Annotated in this window: 24 protein-coding genes; 15 read left to right on the forward strand and 9 right to left on the reverse strand. The window is 69.3% G+C overall.

Translation table 11 applies throughout. The annotated features are described in order from the left end of the window. Nucleotides 1-7: 7 nt before the first annotated feature. Entirely contained in the window at nucleotides 8-388 is a 381-nt protein-coding gene (locus tag AC0L6Y_RS04900) for an RNA-binding S4 domain-containing protein (RefSeq protein WP_473556724.1), read from the reverse strand. A 39-nt stretch (nucleotides 389-427) separates the two neighbouring features. Here AC0L6Y_RS04900 and AC0L6Y_RS04905 point away from each other — a divergent pair, with 39 nt between their 5' ends. After that, nucleotides 428-931, forward strand: coding sequence for an NUDIX domain-containing protein (locus AC0L6Y_RS04905; protein ID WP_473556728.1), 504 nt, complete (start codon nucleotides 428-430; stop codon nucleotides 929-931). On the opposite strand, the gene AC0L6Y_RS04910 is transcribed toward AC0L6Y_RS04905, so the two are convergent. Next, nucleotides 890-1,384, reverse strand: coding sequence for a hypothetical protein (locus AC0L6Y_RS04910; protein ID WP_473556734.1), 495 nt, complete (start codon nucleotides 1,382-1,384; stop codon nucleotides 890-892). The two genes, AC0L6Y_RS04905 and AC0L6Y_RS04910, sit on opposite strands and share 42 nt — an antisense overlap. A gap of 140 nt (nucleotides 1,385-1,524) precedes the next feature. Between AC0L6Y_RS04910 and AC0L6Y_RS04915 the strand changes: the two genes are divergently transcribed. From AC0L6Y_RS04915 to AC0L6Y_RS04930, 4 genes are all read left to right on the forward strand, one after another. After that, complete coding sequence (locus AC0L6Y_RS04915) at nucleotides 1,525-2,127, forward strand: CDP-alcohol phosphatidyltransferase family protein (protein ID WP_473556739.1); 603 nt, start codon at nucleotides 1,525-1,527, stop codon at nucleotides 2,125-2,127. An 80-nt stretch (nucleotides 2,128-2,207) separates the two neighbouring features. After that, nucleotides 2,208-2,639, forward strand: a complete 432-nt coding sequence (locus tag AC0L6Y_RS04920) for an FHA domain-containing protein (protein ID WP_473558272.1) — start codon at nucleotides 2,208-2,210, stop codon at nucleotides 2,637-2,639. Then, nucleotides 2,639-3,334, forward strand: coding sequence for a transcriptional regulator FtsR (gene ftsR, locus AC0L6Y_RS04925; RefSeq protein ID WP_473556746.1), 696 nt, complete (start codon nucleotides 2,639-2,641; stop codon nucleotides 3,332-3,334). Before AC0L6Y_RS04920 ends, ftsR begins: the two co-directional genes overlap by 1 nt. Before the next feature lie 141 nt (nucleotides 3,335-3,475). Beyond that, nucleotides 3,476-4,027 carry a MerR family transcriptional regulator gene (locus AC0L6Y_RS04930; RefSeq protein WP_473556751.1) on the forward strand — a complete coding sequence of 184 codons (552 nt, stop codon included), beginning with the start codon at nucleotides 3,476-3,478 and terminating at the stop codon, nucleotides 4,025-4,027. 54 nt (nucleotides 4,028-4,081) lie between these two features. Here AC0L6Y_RS04930 and AC0L6Y_RS04935 read toward each other — a convergent pair whose 3' ends face one another. Further along, nucleotides 4,082-4,921 (reverse strand): ParA family protein, encoded by an 840-nt coding sequence (locus AC0L6Y_RS04935; protein ID WP_473556758.1) that lies wholly within the window; start codon nucleotides 4,919-4,921, stop codon nucleotides 4,082-4,084. A 66-nt stretch (nucleotides 4,922-4,987) separates the two neighbouring features. Here AC0L6Y_RS04935 and AC0L6Y_RS04940 point away from each other — a divergent pair, with 66 nt between their 5' ends. The 3 genes from AC0L6Y_RS04940 (at nucleotide 4,988) to AC0L6Y_RS04950 (ending at nucleotide 10,268) form a co-directional block, all read left to right on the forward strand. Then, nucleotides 4,988-8,386 carry a pyruvate carboxylase gene (locus tag AC0L6Y_RS04940; RefSeq protein WP_473556763.1) on the forward strand — a complete coding sequence of 1,133 codons (3,399 nt, stop codon included), beginning with the start codon at nucleotides 4,988-4,990 and terminating at the stop codon, nucleotides 8,384-8,386. A gap of 65 nt (nucleotides 8,387-8,451) precedes the next feature. Further along, the gene (locus AC0L6Y_RS04945; RefSeq protein WP_473556768.1) at nucleotides 8,452-9,768 is read left to right on the forward strand and encodes a MinD/ParA family ATP-binding protein; all 1,317 of its coding nucleotides are present in this window, start codon (nucleotides 8,452-8,454) and stop codon (nucleotides 9,766-9,768) included. Then, nucleotides 9,765-10,268: a peptide deformylase gene (locus tag AC0L6Y_RS04950; protein WP_473556773.1), complete on the forward strand. Its 504-nt coding sequence runs from the start codon at nucleotides 9,765-9,767 to the stop codon at nucleotides 10,266-10,268. The genes AC0L6Y_RS04945 and AC0L6Y_RS04950 overlap by 4 nt, the downstream gene beginning before the upstream one ends. 496 nt (nucleotides 10,269-10,764) lie before the next feature. On the opposite strand, the gene AC0L6Y_RS04955 is transcribed toward AC0L6Y_RS04950, so the two are convergent. Then, a complete protein-coding gene (locus AC0L6Y_RS04955; protein ID WP_473556779.1) occupies nucleotides 10,765-12,594 on the reverse strand; it encodes an AMP-dependent synthetase/ligase in 1,830 nt (609 codons plus the stop codon). Nucleotides 12,595-12,697: 103 nt separating this feature from the next. On the opposite strand from AC0L6Y_RS04955, the gene AC0L6Y_RS04960 reads away from it, so the two are divergent. From AC0L6Y_RS04960 to AC0L6Y_RS04970, 3 genes are all read left to right on the forward strand, one after another. Next, nucleotides 12,698-13,663 carry an ROK family protein gene (locus AC0L6Y_RS04960; protein ID WP_473556785.1) on the forward strand — a complete coding sequence of 322 codons (966 nt, stop codon included), beginning with the start codon at nucleotides 12,698-12,700 and terminating at the stop codon, nucleotides 13,661-13,663. Between the two features lie 26 nt (nucleotides 13,664-13,689). After that, nucleotides 13,690-14,379 carry a lysophospholipid acyltransferase family protein gene (locus AC0L6Y_RS04965; protein WP_473556790.1) on the forward strand — a complete coding sequence of 230 codons (690 nt, stop codon included), beginning with the start codon at nucleotides 13,690-13,692 and terminating at the stop codon, nucleotides 14,377-14,379. An 89-nt stretch (nucleotides 14,380-14,468) separates the two neighbouring features. Then, a complete protein-coding gene (locus tag AC0L6Y_RS04970; RefSeq protein ID WP_473556796.1) occupies nucleotides 14,469-15,848 on the forward strand; it encodes a class II 3-deoxy-7-phosphoheptulonate synthase in 1,380 nt (459 codons plus the stop codon). 39 nt (nucleotides 15,849-15,887) lie between these two features. Here the strand turns inward: AC0L6Y_RS04970 and pknB are convergent, their stop codons facing one another. Together pknB and AC0L6Y_RS04980 are read right to left on the reverse strand one after the other, a co-directional pair. Beyond that, nucleotides 15,888-17,810 (reverse strand): Stk1 family PASTA domain-containing Ser/Thr kinase, encoded by a 1,923-nt coding sequence (gene pknB, locus AC0L6Y_RS04975; RefSeq protein ID WP_473556801.1) that lies wholly within the window; start codon nucleotides 17,808-17,810, stop codon nucleotides 15,888-15,890. A gap of 137 nt (nucleotides 17,811-17,947) precedes the next feature. Further along, the gene (locus tag AC0L6Y_RS04980; protein ID WP_473558276.1) at nucleotides 17,948-19,156 is read right to left on the reverse strand and encodes a LysM peptidoglycan-binding domain-containing protein; all 1,209 of its coding nucleotides are present in this window, start codon (nucleotides 19,154-19,156) and stop codon (nucleotides 17,948-17,950) included. Between the two features lie 316 nt (nucleotides 19,157-19,472). Here AC0L6Y_RS04980 and AC0L6Y_RS04985 point away from each other — a divergent pair, with 316 nt between their 5' ends. Continuing rightward, nucleotides 19,473-19,814, forward strand: coding sequence for an Rv2175c family DNA-binding protein (locus tag AC0L6Y_RS04985; protein WP_473556806.1), 342 nt, complete (start codon nucleotides 19,473-19,475; stop codon nucleotides 19,812-19,814). Here AC0L6Y_RS04985 and AC0L6Y_RS04990 read toward each other — a convergent pair. After that, nucleotides 19,811-20,428 carry a hypothetical protein gene (locus AC0L6Y_RS04990; protein WP_473556813.1) on the reverse strand — a complete coding sequence of 206 codons (618 nt, stop codon included), beginning with the start codon at nucleotides 20,426-20,428 and terminating at the stop codon, nucleotides 19,811-19,813. The genes AC0L6Y_RS04985 and AC0L6Y_RS04990 overlap by 4 nt on opposite strands. 211 nt (nucleotides 20,429-20,639) lie before the next feature. Between AC0L6Y_RS04990 and leuA the strand changes: the two genes are divergently transcribed. Next, nucleotides 20,640-22,406, forward strand: a complete 1,767-nt coding sequence (leuA, locus tag AC0L6Y_RS04995; protein ID WP_473556817.1) for a 2-isopropylmalate synthase — start codon at nucleotides 20,640-20,642, stop codon at nucleotides 22,404-22,406. A gap of 406 nt (nucleotides 22,407-22,812) precedes the next feature. Here leuA and AC0L6Y_RS05000 read toward each other — a convergent pair whose 3' ends face one another. After that, nucleotides 22,813-23,496, reverse strand: a complete 684-nt coding sequence (locus tag AC0L6Y_RS05000) for a trimeric intracellular cation channel family protein (protein ID WP_473556822.1) — start codon at nucleotides 23,494-23,496, stop codon at nucleotides 22,813-22,815. Then, complete coding sequence (locus AC0L6Y_RS05005; RefSeq protein WP_473556826.1) at nucleotides 23,493-24,245, reverse strand: SDR family oxidoreductase; 753 nt, start codon at nucleotides 24,243-24,245, stop codon at nucleotides 23,493-23,495. Before AC0L6Y_RS05005 ends, AC0L6Y_RS05000 begins: the two co-directional genes overlap by 4 nt. Before the next feature lie 72 nt (nucleotides 24,246-24,317). Here AC0L6Y_RS05005 and recO point away from each other — a divergent pair, with 72 nt between their 5' ends. Next, entirely contained in the window at nucleotides 24,318-25,049 is a 732-nt protein-coding gene (gene recO / locus AC0L6Y_RS05010) for a DNA repair protein RecO (RefSeq protein ID WP_473556830.1), read from the forward strand. Nucleotides 25,050-25,231: 182 nt separating this feature from the next. After that, the gene (locus AC0L6Y_RS05015) at nucleotides 25,232-26,725 is read left to right on the forward strand and encodes an ABC transporter substrate-binding protein (protein WP_473556835.1); all 1,494 of its coding nucleotides are present in this window, start codon (nucleotides 25,232-25,234) and stop codon (nucleotides 26,723-26,725) included. Nucleotide 26,726: the final 1 nt, after the last annotated feature.

Raw genomic sequence — 26,726 nt, forward strand, 5'->3', positions numbered from 1 at the left:
GCAGCGCCTAGAGCTCGTCGCGCCGCCGCAGGCGCTCCAGCTCGCGCCGGTCGCGCTTCGTCGGCCGACCCGTCCCGCGGTCGCGCACGCCGACCACCGAGCGCTCCTCCGGCGGCGGCGGGGGAGGCGAATGGTCTTCCAGCGCCTCGGCCGCGAGGGCGGCCCCGACGCGCTTGCGGATCAGCTGCCGCACGATCACCACGCGCGGTCCCGCCTCGGTGCGCACGCGCACCTCATCGCCGATCGACAAGGCGTGAGCCGCCTTCGCCCGATCGCCGTTGACGCGCACATGCCCGGCGCGGCACAGCGCGGTCGCCGCCGACCGGGTCTTGGTCAGCCGCACGGCCCACAGCCAGGCGTCGAGTCGAGCGCTCACGACAGCGAGCATACGGACCGCGCGCCCGGTCGCGCTCATTAGGCTGAAGGCGTGACACGAGCCAGCCATGATCCCAGCGCCCGGCGGCCGCACGGTCCGGGCGATGCGTGGGTGGACGGGCCGCAGGGCAGGTTTTGGGGCACCTACGGTGCCGCAGGGCTGCTCGTCGTGCACGCGGGTTCCGGAGCGCTGCTGCAGCTGCGTGCCACCTGGAGTCACTTCGGCGACACCTGGGGGCTGCCCGGCGGTGCGCGCAAGCCCGAGGAGTCGGCCGTCGAGGCGGCGATTCGCGAGGCCGACGAGGAGGCCGGCGTTCCGCCGGAGCGGGTGCACGTGCTCGACAGCGTCGTCCACGATGTCGGCTACTGGTCGTACACGACCGTCCTGGCGCGCGTTGACGAGCGCTTCGAGCCGGTCATCGGCGACGCCGAGAGTGCTGCGCTGGAATGGGTGGCCCTCGACGACGTCGCGGCTCGCCCGCTGCATCCGGGCCTGGCGGCCTCGTGGCCCGCGCTACGAGATCGCCTGCGCGAACTGGATGTCGCGCTCGGCTGAGCGCTGCTCGTCCTGCTCCGCGAGCGAGGCCTTCCACGCCACGAGACCGCGGACCAGTTCGCTCTCGTCCTCGGCGAGACGCTCCATCGCGTCCGCGGGCACGTAGAAGTTCACCGCGACCCAGCCGCGCACCGACTCGTTCTCGTCGCCGGCGAGCTCACGCAGCAGATCGCACGGCGCCGCCTCGTTGCGGGCGACGCAGGCGCGCACGCCGGGATCGCTGTCCCGGGCCAGGCGCTCGAACACCTCCGGCGGCGTGTGATAGCTGCTGGCGACGCTCTCCCGGATCTTCGGGTTGCTGTCCTGGGCCAGCAGCCGCAGACGCCGGATCTTGCTCTCGGTGACCGGGGGAGCAGGGTGGAGCGCCGCGGCCTCCTCGGCCGTCAGCATCTTCGGGGCATTCGCACGCATCTGCGCGCGCTGGGCGGGCGTGTTGAAGCGGATGCACGACATGCGGCGAGTTTAAGCGCTCGCGCCCTGCGCGGTCCCGTGACCCGCCGCGCCCGAGCCAGCGGCGAAGACGTGCTCAGGTTCGAATATCCGCAATCGTGAATATCGCTCCGTCGCCCTAGAATCGCATCAGGAGGGGACGTGTGACCGAGGTCAGCAACCGGATCGTGACGATCCCCAACGCACTGAGCCTGCTTCGGCTGCTGCTCATCCCCGTGTTCCTGGGCACCCTGATCGCCGCCGAGTACATCTGGGCCCTCGTGATCCTCGTCGTCTCGAGCGTCACCGACCTCATCGACGGCGTCGTCGCACGGCGCTTCGACCAGATCACCCGACTCGGGCAGCTGCTGGATCCGGCCGCCGACCGGCTCTACATCCTGGCCACGCTGATCGGGCTCGCCTGGCAGCAGTTCATCCCGTGGTGGCTGGTCGCCATCATCATCGCGCGCGACGTGATGCTGATCATCCTCGGGGTCGTCCTCGCCAACCACGGCTACGGTCCGCTCTACGTGCACCATCTGGGCAAGATGGCGACCTTCGCGCTGCTGTTCGCGCTGCCGGTGCTGATCCTCGGCGGGGCGTTCGCCGCCCTCGAGCCGGTGGCCGCGGTGCTCGGCTGGGCGGCCGCGCTGTGGGGCGCATTCCTGTACTGGTGGGCGGGCATCCTGTATCTTCGCGAGACGATTCGTGTGGTTCGAATCTCGCCGGGTTCGGGTCGCAGTGCGTCCGATAGTCTGAACGCTTAGAGGAGGTCGAGATGGTCGACACGGGCGAAAACGGTGCCCCCGAAACGCCGCAGGGCGACGCGAACGGGCAGCCGTCGGCGATGCCGCCGGCCGACACCACCGCGCACTTCTCCGACGAATTCGTCGCGCAGCTTGCCGCGATGGAGGCGGGCGTCAGCCTCGAGGAGCAGGAGGCGATCGCGGCGCTGCCGTCCGGTTCGGCTCTGCTGATCGTGCGCCGCGGCCCCAACATCGGCGCGCGCTTCCTGCTCGACTCCGACCAGACGATCGCCGGCCGCCACCCGGATGCCGACATCTTCCTCGACGACGTCACCGTCTCGCGTCATCACGCGCGGTTCGTCCGCACCGGCACCGCGTTCCACGTGGAGGACCTGGGGTCGTTGAACGGCACGTACTTCCTCGGTGAGCGCATCGAGGCGGCTCCGCTGTCCGATGGCGCCGAGGTGCAGGTCGGCAAGTTCCGCCTGACGTTCTACGCTTCGCGCGCCGACGTCGCGGGTGCCGCGTCCTGATGCCTACCGGTTCCTCCGCGGCACGCTCCCACTCCTCCCCGCAGCTGCTCAGCATCGGGCAGGTGCTGGCGCGGCTGAATCCCGAATTCCCCGAACTGTCGCCGTCGAAGCTCCGGTTCCTGGAGGAGCGGAAGCTGGTGACCCCGTCGCGCACCGAGTCGGGCTACCGCAAGTTCTCGCACGCCGACGTCGAACGGGTTCGCCTCGTGCTGTCGATGCAGCGCGACTACTACCTGCCGCTCAAGGTCATCCGCGCCTATCTCGACGACCTGGATGCCGGACGCGACCCGGTGCTTCCCGGCGGGGGTGCGGTGCTCGGACCGTCGATGCTGCCGTCCGAACGCCGGCTGACCCGCGATGAGCTGATCCGTGAGGCGGGCGCCACGACGCTGCTGCTCGGCGACGCGATCTCGGCGTCGCTCATCGTTCCCGCGGAGCACTACGGCGACGAGGCCCTCGCGGTTCTGACCGCGCTGGTCGAGCTGCAGCGCTCCGGAATCGAGCCGCGGCACCTGCGCGGCTTCCGGGCGTCGGCCGAGCGCGAACTGGGGCTCATCGAGACGGCGCTGATTCCGGTCGCGCGCCGCACCGACTCGGCGAGCCGGGCGAAGGCGCGCGAGATGGCGCGCGAGATCGCCGGCCAGCTCGAGGTCGTGCGCTCCAACCTGATCCGCTCGGCGCTCAGCAAGCTCTGAACCATCGAATTCGCCCGACGCTCCCGCGTGTCGCGCGCGATGTGATTGTCGCCGCCGCATGTCGTGGGTACCGTGGGGGAAGACGAGAAGTTGAAGTTCAACTTCAAGCTGAGGGTTACCCCGGCGGATCGAGGATGGCAGATGAGCGACGTGAAACGCAGCGAGGACTCGCGCTACGACCTCGGTCTGCTCTTTACCGACGGGTTGCCCGAGATGGACGACACCGCGGGCTACCGCGGCACCGTCGCGGCTCGCGCCGCGGGCATCAGCTACCGTCAGCTCGACTACTGGGCTCGCACGCAGCTGGTCGAGCCGACCGTGCGCGGGGCAGCCGGATCCGGCTCGCAGCGCCTCTACGGCTTCCGCGACATCCTCGTCCTCAAGCTCGTCAAGCGACTGCTTGACACCGGGATCTCGCTTCAGCAGATCCGCACGGCCGTCAACCAGCTTCGCGAATCCGGCGTGAACGACCTCGCGCAGACGACGCTCATGAGCGACGGCGCGAGCGTCTACCTGTGCACCTCCGATGATGAGGTCATCGACCTCGTGAGCCGGGGACAGGGCGTCTTCGGCATCGCGGTCGGCAAGGTGCTGCGCGAGGTGGAGACGAGCCTCGTCGACCTCGACACGGTCGCTGCCGACGAGCAGCGCGACGACCTCGCCGCCAAGCGCGCCTCCCGCGCCGCCAGCTGAACCCCGCCCGCCCCTCGCCCGCGGCGAGGTTGCGGCATTTAGGCGCGGCCGCGGCTAGGCGCTGGGTTCGGACTCGGGGGCGACGAGCGGCTCGGCGACCGAGACATCCTGCAGGTTGGCGGTGCGCAGCACGCGGTCCAGCAGCTGGTCGAAGTGCCGTGCCATCTCCTGCGCGCTCTCGCCCGGCCAGATGTGCAGCGGCTTCGCGGCGCCCTGCGCCTGCTGCAGCGACGTGCGCTCCGGCAGCTGCGGCGACAGCACCAGCGGCCCGAACATGTCGCGCAGCTCCTTGATGCGGAACTGGTGCTCGAGCGACTGCACGCGCGCCCGGTTGACGATGATGCCCAAAGGCTGAAGGCGGGGGGAGAGCCCGCGACGGATTTCCTCGATCGCACGGAGCGCGCGATCGGCCGCGGCGACGGAGAACAGGCCCGGCTCGGTGACGACGGTGACGCGATCACTCGCCGCCCAGGCGGTGCGGGTGAGGGCGTTCAGCGACGGCGCGCAGTCGATGAGCACGAGCTCGTAGTCCTGCTCGACGTGCGCGAGCGCCTCCTCGAGCTTCCAGATGTCGCGAATGCTCGGATGCGGGCCGTCGAAGTTGATCGCCGACGGCGAGCCGATCAGCACATCCACCGTGCCCCGGTGGCCGCGCGTCCACCCCGAGGGGGCGATGGCGGCGCGGACGGTCTTCTCCTTCGGCGAGGCGAGGACATCCGCGATGTTGAGGTGGCCGGCGACCGAGATATCCATTCCGGTCGACACATCGGACTGCGGATCGAGATCCACGACCAACGTGGAAACGCCGCGCGCGAAGGCCGCAGACGCCAATCCGAGCGTCACGGTGGTCTTGCCTACGCCCCCTTTGAGGGAGCTGACGCTCAGTACGTGCACGAGAAGGGAGCCTACCTTCAGTAATCTGAGAGCAGCAGAAAATCAGCCGCGTGCCGAGAGGACCGAATGTTCAAGAAGATCCTGGTAGCCAACCGCGGTGAAATCGCGATCCGTGCTTTCCGTGCCGCCTACGAGTTAGGCGCCAAGACGGTGGCCGTGTATCCCTACGAGGATCGCAACTCGATGCACCGTCTGAAGGCCGACGAGGCCTACCTGATCGGCGAGGAGGGCCACCCGGTCCGCGCCTACCTCGACGTCAGCGAGATCATCCGCGTCGCCAATGAAGCTGGCGCCGACGCCATCTACCCGGGCTACGGATTCCTCTCCGAGAACCCGGACCTGGCCCAGTCGGCCGCCGAGAACGGCATCACCTTCATCGGCCCCGGCAGCAACGTGCTGGAGATGGCCGGAAACAAGGTCACCGCCAAGGAGCACGCGATCTCCGCGGGCGTGCCCGTGCTGAAGTCGACTCCGGCGACGACCGACATCGAGGTGCTGCTCGCCGGTGCCGACGAGATCGGGTTCCCCGTCTTCGCCAAGGCGGTCGCCGGCGGCGGCGGTCGCGGAATGCGGCGCGTCGACAAGCGCGAAGACCTTCGCGGCGCGCTCGAAGCCGCCATGCGCGAGGCCGACAGCGCGTTCGGCGACCCGACCATGTTCATCGAGCAGGCCGTCGTGCGCCCGCGTCACATCGAGGTGCAGATCCTCGCCGACGCGACGGGCGAGACGATCCACCTGTTCGAGCGCGACTGCTCGGTGCAGCGTCGTCACCAGAAGGTGGTGGAGATCGCGCCGGCCCCCAACCTCGACGAGGACACCCGTCAGGCGATGTATCGCGACGCGGTCGCGTTCGCGAAGTCGATCGGCTACGTCAACGCGGGAACGGTCGAGTTCCTGCTCGACACCGCGGGGGAGCGCGCCGGAGAGCACGTGTTCATCGAGATGAACCCGCGCATCCAGGTCGAGCACACCGTCACCGAAGAGGTCACCGACGTCGACCTGGTGCAGTCGCAGATGCGCATCGCGGCCGGCGCCACGCTGGCCGAGCTGGGGCTGACGCAGGACTCCGTGCAGCTGCACGGCGCCGCCCTGCAGACGCGCATCACGACCGAGGACCCGGCGGCCAACTTCCGCCCTGACACGGGCAAGATCACCACCTACCGCTCGCCCGGCGGCTCCGGAATCCGCCTCGACGGCGGCACGGTGCAGACCGGTTCGCAGATCAGCCCCCACTTCGACTCGATGCTGGCGAAGATGACGGCCCGCGGTCGCGACTTCCCGGCCGCGGTGGCGCGCGCCAAGCGCGGTCTGGCGGAGTTCCGCATCCGCGGCGTCTCCACCAACATCCCCTTCCTGCAGGCGGTGCTCGAGGACCCGGCGTTCGTCGCCGGGGACCTCGCGACGAGCTTCATCGACGAGCGCCCCGAGCTGTTCAACGGGCACGAGTCGCGCGACCGCGGCACGAAGATCCTCAGCTGGCTCGCCGACGTCACCGTCAACCAGCCGAACGGATCCGGCGCGCACGCGATCGACCCGGCCCGCAAGCTCCCGGCCGTCGACCTCGACGCCGCGGCGCCCGCGGGAACCCGGCAGAAGCTGCTCGAGCTCGGACCGGTCGGCTTCGCCAGCGCCCTGCGGCAGCAGACGGCTCTTGCGGTCACCGAGACCACGTTCCGTGACGCGCACCAGTCGCTGCTCGCGACCCGCGTGCGCACCAAGGACCTGACCGCGGTCATGCCGCACGTCGCGCGGCTCACGCCCGAACTGTGGAGCGTGGAGGCCTGGGGCGGCGCGACCTACGACGTCGCGCTCCGCTTCCTCGGCGAAGACCCGTGGGAGCGACTCGCCACCATGCGCGAGGCGCTGCCGAACGTCGCGATCCAGATGCTGCTGCGGGGCCGCAACACGGTCGGCTACACGCCGTACCCGACCGAGGTGACGAGCGCGTTCGTGCGCGAGGCCGCCTCGACGGGTGTCGACATCTTCCGCATCTTCGACGCCCTCAACGACGTCGACCAGATGCGTCCCGCGATCGACGCGGTGCTCGAGACCGGCAGCACGGTCGCCGAGGTGGCGCTCTGCTACACGGCCGACCTGCTCGACCCGGACGAGACGCTCTACACGCTCGACTACTACCTGAAGCTCGCCGAGCAGATGGTCGAGGCGGGGGCGCACATCCTCGCGATCAAGGACATGGCGGGCCTGCTGCGCGCGGGAGCCGCTGAGAAGCTCGTCACGGCCCTGCGGGAGCGTTTCGACCTTCCCGTCCACGTGCACACGCACGACACGGCAGGCGGCCAGCTGGCGACGCTCATGGCGGCCTCGCGTGCCGGCGCCGACGCGGTGGACGCCGCGAGCGCCCCGATGGCGGGCACCACCAGCCAGCCCTCGCTCTCGGCGCTCGTCGCCGCGACCGCGCACACCGAGCGCGACACCGGGATCTCGCTGCAGGCCGTGAGCGACCTCGAGCCGTACTGGGAGGCCGTGCGCGGCGCCTACCGGCCCTTCGAGTCCGGGCTTCCGGGCCCCACCGGACGCGTGTACAAGCACGAGATCCCGGGCGGCCAGCTCTCCAACCTGCGTCAGCAGGCGATCGCGCTGGGACTGGAGGACCGCTTCGAGGTGATCGAAGACCTCTACGCCGCGGCCAGCCAGATGCTCGGCCGTCCGCCGAAGGTGACCCCGTCGTCGAAGGTGGTCGGCGACCTCGCCCTCGCCCTCGCGGCGGCGAACGCCGACCCGGCCGACTTCGAGCAGAACCCGGACAAGTTCGACATCCCCGACTCCGTCATCGGCTTCATGGCCGGCGAGCTCGGCGATCTGCCCGGCGGGTGGCCGGAGCCGCTTCGCAGCAAGATCCTCGAAGGCCGTCACGTCAAGATCGGCGTCGAGCCGATCACCGCCGACGACGAGAAGGCTCTCGCCGGGACGCCGGAGGAGCGCCGCGCGGCGCTCAACCGTCTGCTGTTCCCCGGCCCGACCAAGCAGTTCGAGCAGGTCCGCGAGATGTTCGGCGATCTCTCGGTCGTCGACACGATCGACTACCTGTACGGGCTCAAGCCGGGCACCGAGCACGCCGTGCCGATCGCGCCCGGAGTCGACCTGTTCGTCGGCCTCGAAGCCATCGGAGAAATCGACGACAAGGGCATGCGCACCGTCATGACCACGCTCAACGGCCAGCTGCGGCCGGTGTACGTGCGCGACCGCAGCGTCGCCGTCTCGACCCCGACGGCCGAGAAGGCGGACCCGGGCAAGCCCGGTCAGATCGCCGCACCGTTCTCGGGTGTCGTCACCCTCAAGGTCGCCGAGGGCGACAAGGTGGAGGTGGGTCAGCCGGTCGCGTCGATCGAGGCCATGAAGATGGAGGCCGCCATCACGTCCCCCATCGCCGGCACCGTGAAGCGTCTCGCCATCCCGAGCACGCAGCAGGTGGAGGCGGGAGACCTGTTGGTGGTGGTCGAGTAGGGACCGCGCCGCGCCGGTAGAATCGGACGTTGGCGCGAACCGGCGTCAGCGAAAGGGGAGTGAGCGTGGCGCGAGTGCGCAACGAGAAGCCGACGGCGGCCGACGAGTTCGGCGACGCGGTTTCCGCGGTGGACGGCGACGAGGGTCTTGCGGCCCAGCTGCCGGAAAGCCTCACGGTGAGCATCGAACTGCCCACGACCGTGCACGAGCCCGCCGATGACGAGGCGGCCGTGACGCTGCACGACATCGCGATCACGCCGGTGCTGCCGCAGGGGGACGCGCGGGCGACCACGTCGATCCATCTCGACGCCGACGAGCACGCCGAGCTTCCCGGGGACGACGAGACCGACGCGGATTCGGGCGAGCAGGCGGTCGCGATCGTGCCGCCGCTGCCGGGCGACGACGTCGCCGTGCACACCGGCGACGCGTCCTCTCCGGAGTCGGCGTCGATGCTCACGGCCGAGCGCCTCCTGCACGAGAAGAGCGGCGCCCGCCGCGGCGTCCCTGAAGGCTTCTGGCCCCACCTCGTCTACCAGGCGAGCTTCCACCAGATCAACCTCGGCGACTCGCCCGCGGTGCGCGAGCGCAAGCAGCTGGATGCGCGCATCGCGAAGCGGCTCGAGGGCGGCACCCGCTTCGTGCCGGTGCTCACCCGCAAGGGCGGGGTCGGCAAGACCACCATCACGACGATTCTCGGCATGGCCCTCGCCGATGTGCGCGAAGACCGCGTCATCGCGGTCGACGCCAACCCGGACCGCGGCACGCTCTCCGAGCGGGTCAACAAGCAGACGCGGTCGACCGTGCGCGACCTCGTCACGCACGCGCCGAGCATCCGCGACTTCTCGGAGCTGTCCAGCCACGTCTCGCGTGACGAGACGCGCCTGGACGTGCTCGCGTCCGACACCGATCCGCTGCTCTCCGAGGCCTTCGACGAGGACGACTACAACGTCGTCGCCGACATCGCGGCCCGTTACTACTCGCTCGTGCTCACCGACTGCGGCACCGGAATCGTGCACTCCGTCATGCGGGCCACGCTGCAGCGTGCGGATGCCGTGGTCATCGTCTCCGGCGGCAGCGTCAATGAGGCGCGGCTCGCCTCCGAGACGCTCACCTGGCTGGAGGCGAACGGCTACGGCGACCTGGTGAAGAACGCGATCGTGGCACTGAACACCGCCACCCAGGGCACCAACCTGGTGAAGCTCGATGAGATCGAAGCGCACTTCCGCTCGCGGGTGCGCGACATCGTGCGCATTCCCTACGACGCGGAGCTCGCAGCGGGTTCCGTCGTGCGGTTCTCGGCGCTTCAGAAGTTCACGCGCGACTCGGCGCGGGAGCTGGCGGCGCTCGTGATGGACGGGCTGCCGGCCCGGCGGTCGGCATGACCGAACGTCAGATCCGGCTCTTCGGAGATCCGGTGCTCCGTTCGGCGAGCGATCCGATCACCGTGAAGCCCGGCGACGCGAAGCTGCTCGCCCTCGCGGAGGACCTGGTCGACTCGGTGAAGCTGCCCGGTCGCGCCGGCGTCGCGGCACCGCAGATCGGCGTGGGGCTGCGGGCGTTCTCGTACAACGTCGACGGCGAGGTCGGCTACGTGTTCAACCCGGTGCTCGAGGTCTCGGGGGAGCCGGAGGACGTCAACGAGGGATGCCTGTCGGTGCCCGGATTCTCGTTCCCGCGTTCGCGCTACCCGTTCGCGCGGGTGACCGGCGTCGACGCGCACGGCAACGACGTCGTCCTGGAGGGCGACGGGCTGATGGCGCAGGCGCTGCAGCACGAGTGCGACCACCTCGACGGCAAGCTCTACGTCGAAGGTCTGGCGCCCGAGGTCAAGCGCGAGGCGCTGCGCGAGATCCGCCAGTCCGACTGGTTCGCACCCCGCTAGCCCCCGCGGGTTGAGTAGGGCCGCGCAGCGGCCCGTATCGAAACCGCCTCTGTCGTGCCGCGCGGCTGTGGTTTCGATACGCGCCTTCGGCGCTACTCAACCACCAAGTTGAGCGGGTTGAGTAGGGCCGCGGTGCGGTCCGTATCGAAACCGCTTGTGTTGCGCGCGGCCGTGGTTTCGATACGCGCCGTTGGCGCTACTCAACCACCAAGGTGAGCGGGTTGAGTAGGGCCGCGGCGCGGCCCGTATCGAAACCGCTTGTGTTGCGGCGCGGCTGTGGTTTCGATACGCGCCCTTGGCGCTACTCAACCAGCAAGATGAGCGGGTTGAGTAGGCGCCGAGCGCCGTATCGAAACCGCGCGTGCTGCCGCGCGGCCTTGGTTTCGATACGCGCCTTCGGCGCTACTCAACCGGCGAGGGGTGCCGGTTGAGTAGGCGCGCAGCGCCGTATCGAAACCGATCGGCTCTCACGCGGCGCTACTCAACCGGCGGGTGACTAGTGGACGAGCGACTGCCCGGTGGTCTCCGGCGAGGCCGACGAGTACATGACGTCGATCTCGCGCGAGAAGTCCGCCATGATCGGGTCGCGCTTGATGCTCATCTTCGGCGTCAGGTGTCCGCTCGCCTCGGTGAACTCGGTCGCGAGGATCGTGAACTTGCGGATCGACTCGGCGCGCGAGACGCGCGCATTGGCGACATCCACCGCGCGCTGCACCTCGGCGATCACCTTCGGGTTCTTCGCCGCGTCCTCGAGGGACTGGTCGGCGGCTTCCCCGTTGTTGTTCAGCCAGACCGGCAGCATCTCGGGGTCGAGGGTGATGAGCGCCGAGATGAACGGCTTCTGGTCACCCACGACGACCACCTGCGAGACGATCGGGTTGGCGCGCACCGGGTCCTCGAGCACGGCGGGGGCGACGTTCTTGCCGCCGGCCGTGACGATGATCTCCTTCTTGCGGCCCGTGATGGTCAGGTAGCCCTCGTCATCGATGGTGCCGATGTCGCCGGTCTTGAACCACTCGCCGTCGAAGGTCTCCTTCGTCGCCTCCGGGTTGTTCCAGTAGCCCGCGAAGACGTCGACGCCCTTGACGAGCACCTCGCCGTCGTCGGCGATCTTGATGCCGACGCCCGGCAGAGCCGGTCCGACGGTGCCGATCTTGAACTTGTCGACGAGGTTGACGGTCGCGGGAGCGGTCGTCTCGGTCAGACCGTAGCCCTCGAGGATCCGCAGGTCCAGGCTGCGGAAGAAGTGGCCGAGTCGCGGTCCGAGGGGCGCCGAGCCGGAGACGGCGTAGCGCACGCGGCCGCCCATGGCTGCCTTCAGCTTGCTGTAGACGAGCTTGTCGAAGATCGCGAACTTGATCTTCATGCCCAGCGGCACGTGACCGGCGTCGAGCGCCTTGGAGTGGGCGATCGCGGTCTCCGCCGCGGCGCGGAAGATCTTTCCCTTGCCGCCGGCTTCGGCCTTCTGCTCGGCCGAGTTGTAGACCTTCTCGAACACGCGCGGCACGGCGAGGAGGAACGTCGGCTTGAAGCTTCCGAGCGAGGGGAGCAGCTTCGAGGTGTCGCCCTGGTGGCCGACCTTGACGCCGGTGGTGACCGCGAGGATGGAGATGAAGCGCGCGAAGATGTGCGCCGTCGTGATGAACAGCAGGGTGGATGCGCCGGGAGCCACGACCTCCTTCATCGCGACGCCCGCGTTGCGGCACAGTTCGACGAAGTTGGAGTGCGTGAGGATGCAGCCCTTCGGCCGACCGGTCGAACCCGAGGTGTAGATGAGGGTGGCGAGGTCGGAGCCCTGCGCGATCTTCCGGCGACGTTCGATCTCGTCGTCGGAGACCTCCGTGCCGCTGGCGGTGAGCTTGTCGAGGTCGCCGAGGCTGAGCTGCCAGACCTGGTTGACGTCAGGCAGCTCGCTGCGGACCTCGTCGAAGCGCGCGAAGTGGTCCGGCGTCTCGACGATCAGCGCGGTGGCGCCGGAGTCGCTGAGGATGTACTGCACCTGCGATGGAGCAGAGGTCTCGTAGATCGGCACGAGGACGGCGCCCGCGAACCAGGCCGCGAAGTCGACCAGCGTCCACTCGTAGCGCGTCTTGCACATGAAGCCGATCTTCGTGCCGGGCTCGATGCCCGCGGCGACGAAGCCCTTGGCGAGCGCGACGACCTGACGGTGGAACTCGGCCGTGGAGACATCGCTCCACCCGTCGTCGCCCGTCGGCAGCGCGAAAAGGGGGGCTTCGGGGTCGATGGCCAGGCGGTCGACCAGCAGGTCGGTCGCGTTGGCCGTGGGATCCGCCGGAACCAGGGCCGGGGTGAAGAACTCGCTCACGGAAACTCCTTTGTCACCGGGTATGTGTGGTGGACTCCAGTCTACGTGTCGCGCGCGGGCCGGTGGGGCCGTGGCGAGCAACACGCGGCTAGACTCGGGCGTCGTGCATGCCATCGGAATCGACATCGGCGGAACGAAGATCGCCGGGGCCCTCGTCTCCCCTGAGGGCGAGATCATTCGCCAGCTCCGGCGCCCCACCCCCGCGGGGGATCGCGACGCGCTCATCGACCACGTCGTCGAGATCGTCAGCGAGCTCGCCGATGGGGAGGACGTCGTCGCGGCGGGCGTGGCGGCGCCCGGGTTCATCGATGCCACGCAGTCGATCGTCTATTACGCGCCCAACATCAACTGGCGCAGCGAACCGGTGCGCGAGCACCTGAGCGAACGGCTTCCGGGCCTGCCGATCACCGTCGACAACGACGCGAACGCCGCCGGATGGGCGGAATACCGCTTCGGCGTGGGCCGCGGCGTGAACGACATGACCCTGCTCACGATCGGCACCGGCGTCGGCGGCGCGATCATTGCCGACGGCCGACTGCTGCGCGGCGGCTTCGGCACCGCGGGCGAGATCGGGCACCTGCGCGTCGTCCCCGGCGGCCTGGCCTGCGGATGCGGCCAGCGCGGCTGCATCGAGCAGTACGGCTCGGGCCGTGCCCTGCTGCGCATGGCGAACGACATCGCGGATGCGGGCGGAATCGGCCAGAACCTCGCCGCGGTGCGCGAGGCGCAGGGCGGACTCGACGGGGCCCTCGTTGCCGCGCTGATCGCCGAAGACGACCCGGGCGCGCTCGCGGCGCTGCGCGAGCTCGGCGGCTGGCTCGGTCAGGCCGCCGCCTCGATCACCGCGGTTCTCGACCCGCAGGTGTTCGCGTTCGGCGGCGGTGTCGCCGCCGCGGGGGAGCTGCTGCTCGAACCGGTGCGCGAGGCCTACCTCGCCCACGTTCCCGCCCGCGGCTACCACCCCGAGCCGACCTTCGTCGTCGCCGAACTGGTGAACGACGCCGGAATGGTGGGCGCCGCCGACCTGGCCCGGCTTCACGCAGAACGCACCGGCGAAGCCGCGCGCTAGGCTCGTCACACGTTTCCGGAGGCGCCGTGTTCTATTGGTTGATGAAGTACCTCGTCGTGGGCCCGTTCATGCTCTCGGTGTTCCGACCGTGGGTACGCGGCCGTGAGAACGTGCCCGAGTCCGGTCCCGTGATCTTCGCGAGCAACCATCTGTCGTTCATCGACTCGGTGTTCCTTCCCCTCGTCGTCGACCGTCCGATCCGGTTCCTCGCCAAGAGCGAGTACTTCACCGGTCGCGGCGCCAAGGGCTGGCTGATCAAGCGCTTCTTCCTCGCCATCGGGCAGCTGCCCATCGACCGCTCGGGCGGGCAGGCCTCGCAGGCCTCGCTGCACGGCGGCCTCGAGCACCTCGCCGAGGGCGGCCAGCTCGGCATCTACCCCGAGGGCACGCGCAGCCCCGACGGCCGGCTGTATCGCGGGCGCACCGGCGTCGCGCGCATGATCCTGGATTCGGGCGCGATCGTCGTGCCGGTGGCGATGGTCGACACCGAGAAGGCGATGCCGACCGGCACGCTGATCCCGAAGGTGCGCCGCATCGGCGTCGTGTTCGGCGAGCCCCTCGACTTCTCGCGGTTCGAGGGCCTGGAGGGCGACCGCTTCGTGCTGCGGTCGATCACCGACGAGATCATGTACGAATTGGCGCGCATCGGCGGCCAGGAGTACACGGATGTGTACGCGACCTCGGTGAAGAAGCGCAAGCCTTCGCGCGTCGGCTGAACGCTCACGCGACGGCGCGGCGGTCCCCGGTCGGCTAGGGTCGATCGTTGGGCTGTGTTGGCCCGATTCCGAGAGCAGAAGGACCCACCGTGGTAGACCCGTCCGAGACCGTTGTGCAGGCAGATCCCAGCGTGATCGCCGGTCTCGACTATTGGCGTGAGCTCCCCATCAAGCAGCAGCCGCAGTGGCCGGATGCCGAAGCCGCCGCGGCCGCGTCGGCCGAGATCGCCACGCTTCCGCCGCTCGTGTTCGCCGGTGAGGTGGACATTCTGCGCGAGCGACTGGCGCGAGTGGCGCGCGGCGAAGCGTTCCTGATGCAGGGCGGCGACTGCGCCGAGACCTTCGCGGGCGCCACCGCCGACCAGATCCGCCGCCGCGTCAAGACGCTGCTGCAGATGGCTGTCGTCCTCACCTACGGCGCGTCGATGCCTGTCGTGAAGATGGGACGCATGGCGGGGCAGTTCGCCAAGCCGCGCTCCAGCGACACGGAGACCCGCGGCGAACTGACGCTGCCCGCCTACCGCGGGGACATTGTCAACGGCTACGACTTCACGCCCGAGAGCCGCGCCGCCGACCCGCGACGCCTCATCCAGGGCTACCACACGGCCGCGTCGACGCTGAACCTGGTGCGCGCGTTCACGCAGGGCGGGTTCGCCGACCTGCGCGAGGTGCACCGCTGGAATCACGGCTTCGCCGCGAACCCGGCCAACCAGCGCTACGAGGGTCTCGCGCGCGAGATCGACCGCGCGGTCAAGTTCATGGAGGCGGCCGGTGCCGACTTCGACGAGCTCAAGCGCGTCGAGTTCTACACCAGCCACGAGGGCCTGCTGATGGACTACGAGCGTCCGATGACGCGCATCGACAGCCGCAACGGCACCCCGGTGAACACGAGCGCCCACTTCCTGTGGATCGGGGAGCGCACGCGCGACCTCGACGGTGCGCACGTCGACTACTTCTCCCGCATCCGCAACCCCATCGGGGTGAAGCTCGGCCCGTCGACGACGGCGAGCGACATGGAAAAGCTGATCGACAAGCTCGACCCCGAGCGCGAGCCCGGTCGCCTGACCTTCATCACGCGCATGGGGGCGGGCAAGATCCGCGACTCGCTGCCGCCGCTGCTGGAGGCCATCAAGGGCATGGATGCGAACCCGATCTGGGTCTCGGACCCGATGCACGGCAACGGCATGACGACCCCGACCGGCTACAAGACGCGTCGCTTCGACGACGTCGTCGACGAGGTGCGCGGCTTCTTCGCGGCGCACCGCGACGCCGGAACGCACCCGGGCGGCATCCACATCGAGCTCACCGGCGACGACGTGACCGAGTGCCTGGGCGGGTCCGAGATGATCGACGAGGCGACGCTGGCGACGAAGTACGAGTCGCTGTGCGACCCGCGACTGAACCACATGCAGTCGCTGGAGCTCGCGTTCCTCGTCGCGGAAGAGCTGGGCGCGCCCGCGAAGCAGTGATCGTCGACGGACGCCCGGTGGACTGACTGTCGCCGGGCGTCAGTCGGCGCTCAGCCGGACGCGCACGGTGCTGTTCTTCGGCACGGTCTCGCCCGCTTCGGGGTCGAGATCCTCGACCGTGGCGATCCCGGGCAGCGTCTCGCCGATCAGTCGGCTGTTGTTGTTCCAGTACTCGACGACCAGGCCAGCTGCCTCGAGAATGGGGCGCGCCTCCAGCCAGGTCTTGCCTTCGACGTCGGGAATCTGCACCGGCTCGGGGCCGCGGGAGATCTCCAGGCCGACGGTGTCGCCGGGCTTTCGCGGTCCGTCGCTGCTGGTGAGCCCGATGACACGGCCTTCGGCGACGTCGTCGGAGTACGAGCGGATCTCCCGGCCCTCGTCGACCGTCAGGTTGACGTCAGCGAGACGCTGGGTCGCTACCTCGACGGTCTCGCCGCGGATCACTGGGACGGCGCCGACCGAGACCGCGAGTTGGATCGTGCGGCCTTCGAACGTGGTGCCCCCTTGCGACAGGTCGACGGGGTCGCCGTCGGCGTCGAGGTCAGTGGCGCTGATGACGAGCCCCGAGTCGAGGTCGGAGCTGAACTGCTCCACGATCGGATCGGCGACGATCAGGCCCTCGTCGGCGAGCAGGGCCTCGACATCCTCGAGCGGCAGTCCGGTGAGGGTCTCGAGGGTCACCTCGCGGGGGCCGAGCGAGACGACGAGGGTGACCTCCTCGCCCAGGCGGATACTGGATCCGACTTCCGGGTCGGTCGCCATGACCGCCCCTTCGGGAACGTTGACGCTGTGCGCCGTCTGGTTCTCCTCGGCGACGGTGAGCCCGATCTCGGTGAGGATCGCGGTCGCCTCTTCGGGCGTCGCGGTGACGACGCTGTCGGGGATGGTGGCGTGGGCCCCCGGTCCGGCGCCGAAGTACCAGCCGGTGGTGCCGGCGACGGCGGCGAGCAGCACCACGAGAATGAGGATGAACGGGGCGCGACGCCGGCGACGGCGCGCGATCGTCGCGAGCTGCGCGGTTGCCGCCCCGAGGGCCGCGGGGCCGGTGTCGTTGCGCGGGGCGCTTCGAGCGCCGAGCACCTGCGTCTCGGCGTCGGAGCCCGCGAACGGCGCGGCGGGAGCGGGCGGCAGCACCATCGTGCGCTGCATCGCGGTCGAACCGGTCGGCAGCGCGGTGCGCAGCAGTGCCTCGGTCTCGTGCAGCTGGTCGAGCATCTGGCGCGCGTCACGCGGACGGTGCTCGGGGTCGCGGGCGGTGGCCCACAGCACCAGCTCGTCGAGCTCGGCGGGGACCTTGTCGTTGGCGGCGCTCGGCACCGGCACGGAATCGTTCGCGTGCTGGTAGGCGATCTGCATCGGCTGCTCGCCCTTGTACGGCTGCTCGCCGGTGAGCATCTCGTACATCATGATGCCGACGGCGTAGATGTCGCTGCGGGTGTCGGCGACACCGCGGGTGACGAGCTCGGGGGAGAGGTAGGCGATCGTGCCCATCAGCGCCGCGCCGGTCGCCGTGTTGGCGGTGGCGGCGCGCGCGAGGCCGAAGTCGCCGATCTTGATGCGGCCGTCGTCGGCGAGGAGAACGTTCTCGGGCTTCAGGTCGCGGTGGACGATTCCGGCCTTGTGGGCCGCCGCAAGGCCCGAGAGCACCGCCTCGGTGATGTCGAGGGTCTGCTCGGCGGTCAGCGATCCGTATTCCTCGATCAGGTCGCGCAGCGTGATTCCGGGCAGATACTCCATGACGAGGTACGCGTAGTCCTCGTCCTGTCCCTGGTCGAAGACGTTGACGACGTTCGGATGCGCGAGCCGGGCTGCGGAACGGGCCTCCTGGATGAAGCGCTGCTTGAACGCGCTGTCGTCGGAGAGGTGCCCGTGCATGACCTTGATGGCGACGCGGCGCTCCAGGCGGAGGTCGGTGGCCAGGTAGACGGTGGCCATGCCGCCGCGGGCGATGCGTGAGCGCACCTGGTACCGCCCGTTCGATCAGGCGGCCGATCATCGGATCGGTCGTATTCGCGCTCACGCCGGAAGTCTAGATTGCCTCGGTGGACCGAACCTGTTGCCACACGGTGGGCGGCGAGCTCCGGAGAACGGCTCGGCGATCAGCCCAGCTGGGCGAGCCACGCAGTCGCGCTCGCTTCCCACTTGGCGTAGGCGTCCGGGTATGCCGAGATCTGCACCGCCTGAGCCGCCTGCGTGAGCGTCATGCTCTGCCAGCCCGAGATGTCGAGCAGCCCGCGGGTCTTGCCCTTGTTCGGGTTGCTCGGGCCGCCGTAGAACAGCTGGGCGGCGTAGCTCGGGGTGGTCAGCTGCGCGACCGTGCCCCATCCGGTACTCGGACGCTGCTGGAACAGTCCGACCGAGTCGCGATCGCCGTAGTTGATGTTGCGAAGGCTCGACTCCTGCATCGCCGCGGCGAGGGCGATGATGATGCCGCGGTCCGGCACGCCGAGCGATCGGCCGACATCGACGATGATCTGCGCGTTGGCCTTCATCTCGCTGGTGAGCGAGGTGACGGCGGTGCCCGCGGGGCTGGTCGTGGTCTTGCCGGGGATCAGGATCTTCTGACCCGGGTAGATGATGCTCGACCAGCTGAGGCTGTTCGCGGTGAGCACCGTCTGGGTGCCGAGGCCGTAGCTCGCGGCGATCTTGGAGATCGTGTCGCCGGACACGACCGTGTGGAAATACTGCGTGGCCGTCGGCGTCTCGGTCGCGGACTCCGGTTCGCTGGACGAGTCCGGCTCGGTGGGGGTCGTGCTGACGACCTCTTCGACGTCGATCGACGGCTCATCGGCCGGAGCGCTCGAGCCGCTGGTGTCCTGCGGGATGACGATGCGCTGGCCGGGGTAGATGATGCTCGACCAGCTCAGGCCGTTGGCGGAGAGGACCTTCGACGTCGCGATGCCGAACCGGGCGGCGATGCCCGAGATCGTGTCGCCCTTGACGATCGTGTACTTGTTCGTGGTGTCGACGACCGGGGCGGTGGCCGCCGGTGCGGTTCCGGGCAGCTTGAGGACCTGGCCGGGGAAGATGAGCGACTTCCAGCCGAGACCGTTGAGGGCCAGGACGGATGCCGTCGAGAGCCCGTAGCGGCTCGCGATCGCCGAGACGGTGTCTCCGGTGGCGACGCGGTAGGTGGCCGGAACGGTGGTGCTGGCGACCGTGGTCGCGGCGGCGGTCACCGTGGCGGCGAGGGCGCGCGCGCCGGAGGTCTCCGGAAGCGTGGACTTCTTGGGCTGGGCGGATGCGGGAGGCAGCGGTGCCGTGACATTCATGCTCACGGTCAGCGCGCCGGCGAGAACGAACGGCATCGTGGCGCGCATGCCGCGATTCACGCGCCGTGCGGCTCGGTCGCGATCAAGACCGGCCCCCGGCTCGACGACGAGCGAGTGCCCGCTGGGAGTGAGGCCCGCAAAGACAGCACGAGCGATCTCGTCGCGCTCGCGAAGGTCCGACACATTGACCGCCTTTCTCCCCGCCCCCGGGATTCACCTGGCTGTGTCGGGAATAACGCTGTCACAGATGGTAATTACTGTCAATCAAAGTGACGAATGTGATTTGTGTGACTCGGGCGCGTTTTGGGGGAGCCTTCGCGCGCCGGCGCGCGGCTCGTGGCACTCTTGACGCGTGAGTTCTCCTGCCGACCGTGAATGGTTGACCGTCCCCGACCTTGTCGAGATGCTCGGCGTCTCCACCAGCCGCGTCCGCCGGCTCTTCGAAGATCGCATCCTGCTCGCGGAGCGTCGCGACGGCGTGCTGCGCGTCCCCGCCGACTTCCTGAAAGACGGAGAGCCGCTGCACGAGCTGCGCGGCACGCTCATGGTGCTCGCGGACGCGGGCTTCAGCGACGAGGAAGCGATGCACTGGCTGCTGGACGAGGACGAGGTCCTCAGCGCCGCGCCCATCGACGCACTCCGGCAGGGTCGCAAGTCCGAAGTGCGTCGAGTGGCGCAGTCGCTGGCCTTCTAGACCGCGACGAGCGCCGACTGCACGGCGACCACGTCGGGGCCGTAGACGGCGTCGAAGTACTCCTGGATCGACCCGTCGTCGTAGTACACGGTCACGAACAGGTAGCCGTTCTCCGAGAACGAGAACAGCACGTCAACGGGAAGATCCGTCGTCACCACCTCCTGGATCTCACGCAGCTCCGCATCGGAGCTCTCGCCCGCGTTCTCCGGGTCGAGTCGCGGGTCCGGGTCGCTCATCATCGGGTCGTAGAGGGCGAGCGGAACCGGATCCTCGGTCACCGTGAAGATGGCGCCGTCCCAGGTGCCGAAGACCGCGAAGGTGCCCCAGGTGACGTCGTTGGCGGTCTCCTTGATGTCGATCGCGTCCCAGTTCCAGCCGACGATCTCGGCGCCGGCGCACTGCGGCGGGTAGGACTCGGCGATCGCACCCAGGCAGAGCTGGGGAGCGGCGTCGCCGATCTGGAGCACCGTGCCCTGACCGACCACGGTGCCGGGGGCGGCGGGGGAGACGGCGGGCGGAACCGTTGCCTGTCCGCCCGGGCCCATGCTCGCGCAGCCGGCGAGCAGCAGAAGTGCCGCACCCGCAACGGCGGGCGCGAATCGTCGTAGTGTCATGCCTCCAGTCTCGGGTTCGATCCCGTTCGCGACCACCCAACCTTTGCCGCGACTTCGTCGTCAGGCGGCTCCCTGCCGCGCAGTGCTACCCTGAATGCGTGCTGTTCGGCCTGCTTCTTCTTAGCTGCCGCGACGAGGCCTAGTTCAACGGCCTTCCTCGTCGCGGAGTTCGTCGTTGGCTGAGACCCGACTCGTAGAGAAGCAGAAGACCATGAAGAACACCCAGCAGCCCAGCGGAATGCCGGTTCATCGCTACCGCTCGTACTCCGACCAGTTTCGGACGCACCTCGCCGATCGCACGTGGCCCGACAAGGTCATCGAGAAGGCTCCCATCTGGTGCGCGGTCGACCTGCGCGACGGAAACCAGGCGCTCATCGATCCGATGAGCCCGGAGCGCAAGCGCATCATGTTCGACCTCCTCGTCAAGATGGGCTACAAGCAGATCGAGGTGGGCTTCCCCTCGGCGAGCCAGACCGACTTCGATTTCGTGCGCCAGCTGATCGACGAGGACGTGATCCCGGACGATGTCACCATCCAGGTGCTCACCCAGGCGCGCGAAGAGCTGATCGCCCGGACCTACGAGTCGATCAAGGGCGCCAAGCAGGCCATCGTGCACTTCTACAACTCGACGAGCGTGCTTCAGCGCGAGGTCGTGTTCCGCACCGATCAGCAGGGCGTTCTCGACATCGCGCTGCAGGGCGCGCGCTGGTGCAAGCAGTACGAGGCGACCATCCCCGAGACGAGCGTCTACTACGAGTACTCGCCCGAGAGCTACACCGGCACCGAACTCGACTTCGCGGTCAAGGTCTGCAACGAGGTGCTCGAGATCCTCGAGCCCACCGCCGAGCGCAACGTGATCATCAACCTGCCCGCGACCGTCGAGATGGCGACGCCGAACGTCTACGCCGACTCGATCGAGTGGATGAGCCGCCACCTCGCCCACCGCGAGAACGTGCTGCTGTCGCTGCACCCGCACAATGACCGCGGCACCGCCGTCGCGGCCGCCGAGCTCGGCTACCAGGCGGGTGCCGACCGCATCGAGGGATGCTTGTTCGGCAACGGCGAGCGCACCGGCAACGTCGACCTGGTCGCGCTGGGGCTCAACCTCTTCACACAGGGCATCGATCCCGAGATCGACTTCAGCGACCTGGACGAGATCCGCCGCACGGCCGAGTACTGCAACCAGCTCAAGGTGCACGAGCGCAGCCCCTGGGCGGGCGACCTCGTGTACACGGCCTTCAGCGGATCCCACCAGGACGCCATCAAGAAGGGCTTCGAGGCCCTGGATGCGCGCGCCCAGGCCGAAGGCAAGCACGTCTCCGAGCTGGAGTGGGCCGTGCCGTACCTGCCGATCGACCCGAAGGATGTCGGTCGCGGCTACGAGGCCGTCGTGCGCGTCAACTCGCAGTCCGGCAAGGGCGGCGTCGCCTACCTGCTGAAGTCGGACCACGCGCTCGACCTGCCGCGCCGTCTGCAGATCGAGTTCAGCCAGGTCGTGCAGACCAAGACCGACGCCGAGGGCGGCGAGGTCACGAGCGAGCAGATCTGGGAGATCTTCCAGGACGAGTACCTGCCGGCCCCGGCGGAGCGACCCGACGACAAGTGGGGACGCTTCGAGCTGCTGTCCACGCGCACGGCGAGCGACATGTCCGGATCGGTCGAGCTGGACGCGCGCCTGCGCATCGGCAGCGACCTCGAGGAGGTGCGCGGCGTCGGCAACGGCCCCATTGCGGCCTTCCTCGGCGTGATGGCCGAACAGGGGCACGACATCAAGCTCTACGACTACGTCGAGCACACCCTCTCGGAGGGCGGCGACGCGCTCGCGGCGGCCTATGTCGAGCTGCAGGTTGGCGAGGTCCGACTCTGGGGCGTCGGCATCGACGGCGACATCTCGACCGCCTCGCTCAAGGCGGTCGTGTCGGCGGTCAACCGCGCGGTGCGGATGCGGACCGCTGACCGCGAGCTCGTCTCGGCGTAGTCCAGCACTCACCACCCGGGACTCACCACCCGGCATCCCGACAGCCCGGCGGACCGTCAGCTCGACGGCCCGTTCCGGGCTGTCGGTCCGTTCCGGGCTGTCGGTCCGTTCCGTTCCGGGTTGCCGGTCCGTTCCGGGCTGTCGGTCCGCGGTCCGCGGCCCGACAGCCCGTTCCCGCCGCCCGCCCGTCTGTTCCCACCAAATGCAGGAGAAAACGCGGCCGGATGCCGTGATCCCGGGGCTCGCGGAGCCGTCCGTTGACGGATCTCCTGCATTTCGTCGACAGTGCCGGAGGCAGCGACAGCGGGGACAGCGGCGACAGTGCCGGAGGCGGCGACAGTGGCGACAGCGGCGGCGGTCGAGGTGGAGATGGAGGTGGCGGCGGCGGCGATCCCGGACGGGGGCGTCAGATCTCCGCGTCGGGGGCGTCGCGTCCGAGCCGCCGGGGCCACAGGTTGCGGGTGATTGGACGCTGCTCCGGCAGGCTCCAGTGGAACAGCACCGCGAGGATCCGCACGACGAAGGTGAGGGCGACGCACACCACGGCGGCGATGAAGACGGGCACGCCCAGCGCGACCAGCACGACCAAGCTGGTGGTGCCGACGATCGTCGCCACCGCGTAGAGCGAGCCGACATGCATCAGCGCGATCGGAAGCCCGAGCAGGAGGTCGCGGAAGATGGACCCGCCGACGGCGGCGAGCACCCCGACGAAGATCGCGGGCACCGCGGGAAGCCCGAGCGACAGCGCCTTCGTCGTGCCGAGCGCGCCGAACAGGCCGATCGTCAGGGCGTCGAGCACGGTAATGAACGGGGCGATCCGGTTAACCAGGCGCTCCAGCAGCATTCCGAGCAGTGCGGCGGCGGTCGCCACCGGCAGGTACCAGTTGCTCAGCAGCGTGGCGGGCACCTCGACCAGCAGGACGTCGCGCAGCACGCTGCCGCCGAATCCGGTCGCAAGGCCGATGATGGCGACGCCGAGCAGATCGAGCCGTCGATCACGGAACTGCGCGGCGAACGCGGCCCCCTGCATGCTCCCGATTGCGACGGCCAGAACGCCGATCCAGATGGGGATCTCGAAGGAGGAGGTCACGGTCCATTGCTAGCACGTGCCGCGCGCGCGGCGAATTCGGCGAAGGTTTCTCGGCCGAAGCCGGGCAGCCCGGTCAGGTGGTGCCCGGCCCGGAACCCGCGAACGGTGCGTCCGCCGAGGTGCAGGGTGCGCACCGTCTTGGCGGCGCCGTGCGCGCGATGCCAGATCTCGGCGACCTCCGCGAACGACAGGATCTCCGGCCCGCCGACGTCCTCGACGCGACCGGCCGGCGACTCGCTGGCCAGGTCCGCCAGGCGCTCGGCGACCTCCTCGACGGCGATCGTCTGCAGCGAGATGTCGAGCACCCGCGTGGTGGCGAGGCGGTGCTGCAGCTCGATCAGCTCGACCGGGAAGGAATGGAACTGGGTTGCGCGCAGAATCGTGAACGGGATCCCGCTGCCCTCGATCACCGCCTCGCACCGCACCTTGTCGCGGTAGTAGAAGTACGGGATGTCCTCGACGCCGACGATCGAGATGTACACGACGTGCTCGACCCCGGCGTGCGCCGCGGCTCGCAGCAGGTTCTCGGTGCCGTGGCAGTCGCGCCGCCGGTTGGTCGCGAGATGGACGATGGTGGCGGCGCTGGCGACGGCCGCCTCCAGGCCCGAGTTCCGGTCGAGGTCGCCGGTCACGCGCATCGCGCCGGGATGGCGACTGAGAATGTCGACCTCGTGGCCGCGCGAGCGCAGCGCCTCCACGGTCGGGCGTCCGAGCCCGCCTGTTCCGCCGGTCACCAGAGTCGTCGACATGATCGCCCCTTTGCGAATCGCCGCGCTCACTCCAGTGTGCCACGCACCGGGCTCGCGGGGGAGACTAGGGGAGTGCCGACCTACCGTGATGAGGGCGTCGTGCTTCGCACCCACAAGCTGGGCGAGGCCGACCGCATCGTCACGCTCCTGACCCGCCAGCACGGCAAGGTGCGGGCCGTCGCGAAGGGGGTGCGCCGCACGGCGTCCCGTTTCGGCGCGCGGCTCGAGCCCGGCATGGTCGTCGACGCGCAGTGCTACATCGGCCGCAGCCTCGACATCGTGCAGCAGGCGGACACGATCGGCTCGTACGGCGCCGACATCGCCGACGACTACGGCCGCTATACGGTCGCCATGGCGATGCTGGAGACGGCGGACCGGCTGACGGATCACGAGGCCGGCACCCAGCACTACCTGCTGCTGGTGGGGGCTCTGCGCTCGCTCGCGCGTCGAGAGCACGACGCCGGAATGACCCTCGACGCCTACCTGCTCCGCGCGCTGTCGATCGCCGGATGGGCCCCGAGCTTCGTCGACTGCGCCGTCACCGGGGCACCCGGCCCGCATTCCGCCTTCGTCGCCCAGCTCGGCGGGGTGGTCGCCGACGAGGTCGCTCCGCCCGGTGCCGTGCGGCTGGACGCCGCCACGCTGGAGGTGCTCGGGGCGCTGCTGGCGGGCGACTGGCCGGTCGCCGAATCCGCCGACGAGCGGGCCCTCGCGCAGGCCACCGGGGTGGTCGCCGCGTACACGCAATTCCACCTCGAACGGGCGCTGCGATCGCTGCCGCACGTGGACCGAACCGGGGTGTGAACGACACCGGTGCAAGAGCGGATTCGGGGGGGCCTCCGCAAGCCCTAGAGTGATCCCAACTCCCGCTTCGAGGAGTAGTGGTCACGAATGACTGATGGAGGAACCCCGGCCATGAAACTCACCCCGCGACGCATCGGCGTCGCTCAGCAGCGCTCGCCGCGACTCTCGTGCTGTCGGCCTGCGTGCCGACCACGACGCCCGAGGACGACACCTCGATCACCGTGGCCCTGCCCGGATCGCTCTCCAACCTGTACGTCGGCCAGGAGAACGGGATCCTCAACTACTACATCGCCTCGATCGCGCAGGAGGGGCTTGTCACCCTCGACGCCGAGGGCGAGATCCAGCCCGCCCTCGCCGAGAGCTGGGAGCAGGTCGACGACCTGACCTACCGCTACACGCTCCGCGAGGACGCGGCGTTCCAGGACGGCACCGCAGTGACCGTCGACGACGTGATCTTCTCGATCGAGATGGCGCAGGATCCGGAGCTCTCGCCCGGCTTCTCGTTCTACCTCGGCGGCATCGTGTCCATGGAGGAGACCGCCGACCGTGAGCTGACGATCACCCTGTCGGCGCCGGATGCCTCCTTCGCCACCCTGATGAGCACGACCGGCGTGCTGTACGTGACCTCGAAGGCGTACTGGGAGGCCAACGCGGGCTCGATCGGCACCGGCGAGGGACTGCTGCTCGGCACCACGCCGTACCGCGTCACCGAGTTCGTGCCCGACTCGCACGTGTCGTTCGAGCGCGTGGACACCTGGTGGGGCGGCGTTCCCGAGATCGAGAACGTGCGCGTCGACTTCATTCCGGATGAGAACACCCGCCTGCTGGCGGCGCAGACCGGCAACATCGATGTCGCCTTCAACGTGCCGTTCCAGCAGGCCGATCAGTGGGCGGCCATCGAGGGCGCCGAGGTGCAGTTCGTCAACGACCTGTCGTACGTCGGCCTGCTCTTCGACCTCGAGGTCGCGCCCTTCGACGACGTGAACGTGCGCGAAGCCGTTGTCCACGCGATGGACCGCTCGGCGGTCGTCGAGAGCGTGCTCGACGGGCACGGCGAGGTCGCGCTGGCGATCCCGACGCCGGAGTCGCTGATCGCCGCCTACGGCGACCAGGCGGATGCCCGGCTCGAGGCCCTCCCGCAGCGCGATTTCGACCTCGACGCCGCCGCCGCGGCGCTCGCGGCGTCGTCGGTGCCGGACGGGTTCACGGCCGAGCTCACCTACCCGGCGACCGGTCCGGAGCTGGGCCGCGCCGCGCTGGCGCTCTCGGCGAACCTGGCCGAGATCGGGGTCACGATCGACGTGCGCGAGGTCACGATCGAGGAGTGGCTCGCCACCATCGGCGACGGCGAGCACGGCCTCGGCTACATGTGGTACTTCTCGACGACGGGCGACCCCGGCGAAGTGATCAGCTACCTGTACGGCCCGGAGAACCCGTCCCGCTACTCCAACTCGGCGGTCGAGTCGCTGCTCGCGGAGGCGTTCATCGAGAGCGACCCGACGGTGCGCGCCGACCTGATCCTCGGCGCCGAGGAGCTCGCGCAGACGGACCTGGCGAGCTTCCCGCTCTGGTGGGGCCAGTCGGCGACGGCGTTCCTCGACGGCTGGACCATCGATACCGACACCCCGTTCGTCTACACGAACCCGTGGCCGGCGCTGCTGACGCGGAGCGAATGAC

It is taken from the genome of Pseudolysinimonas sp. 10J20-29, from assembly GCF_055809595.1.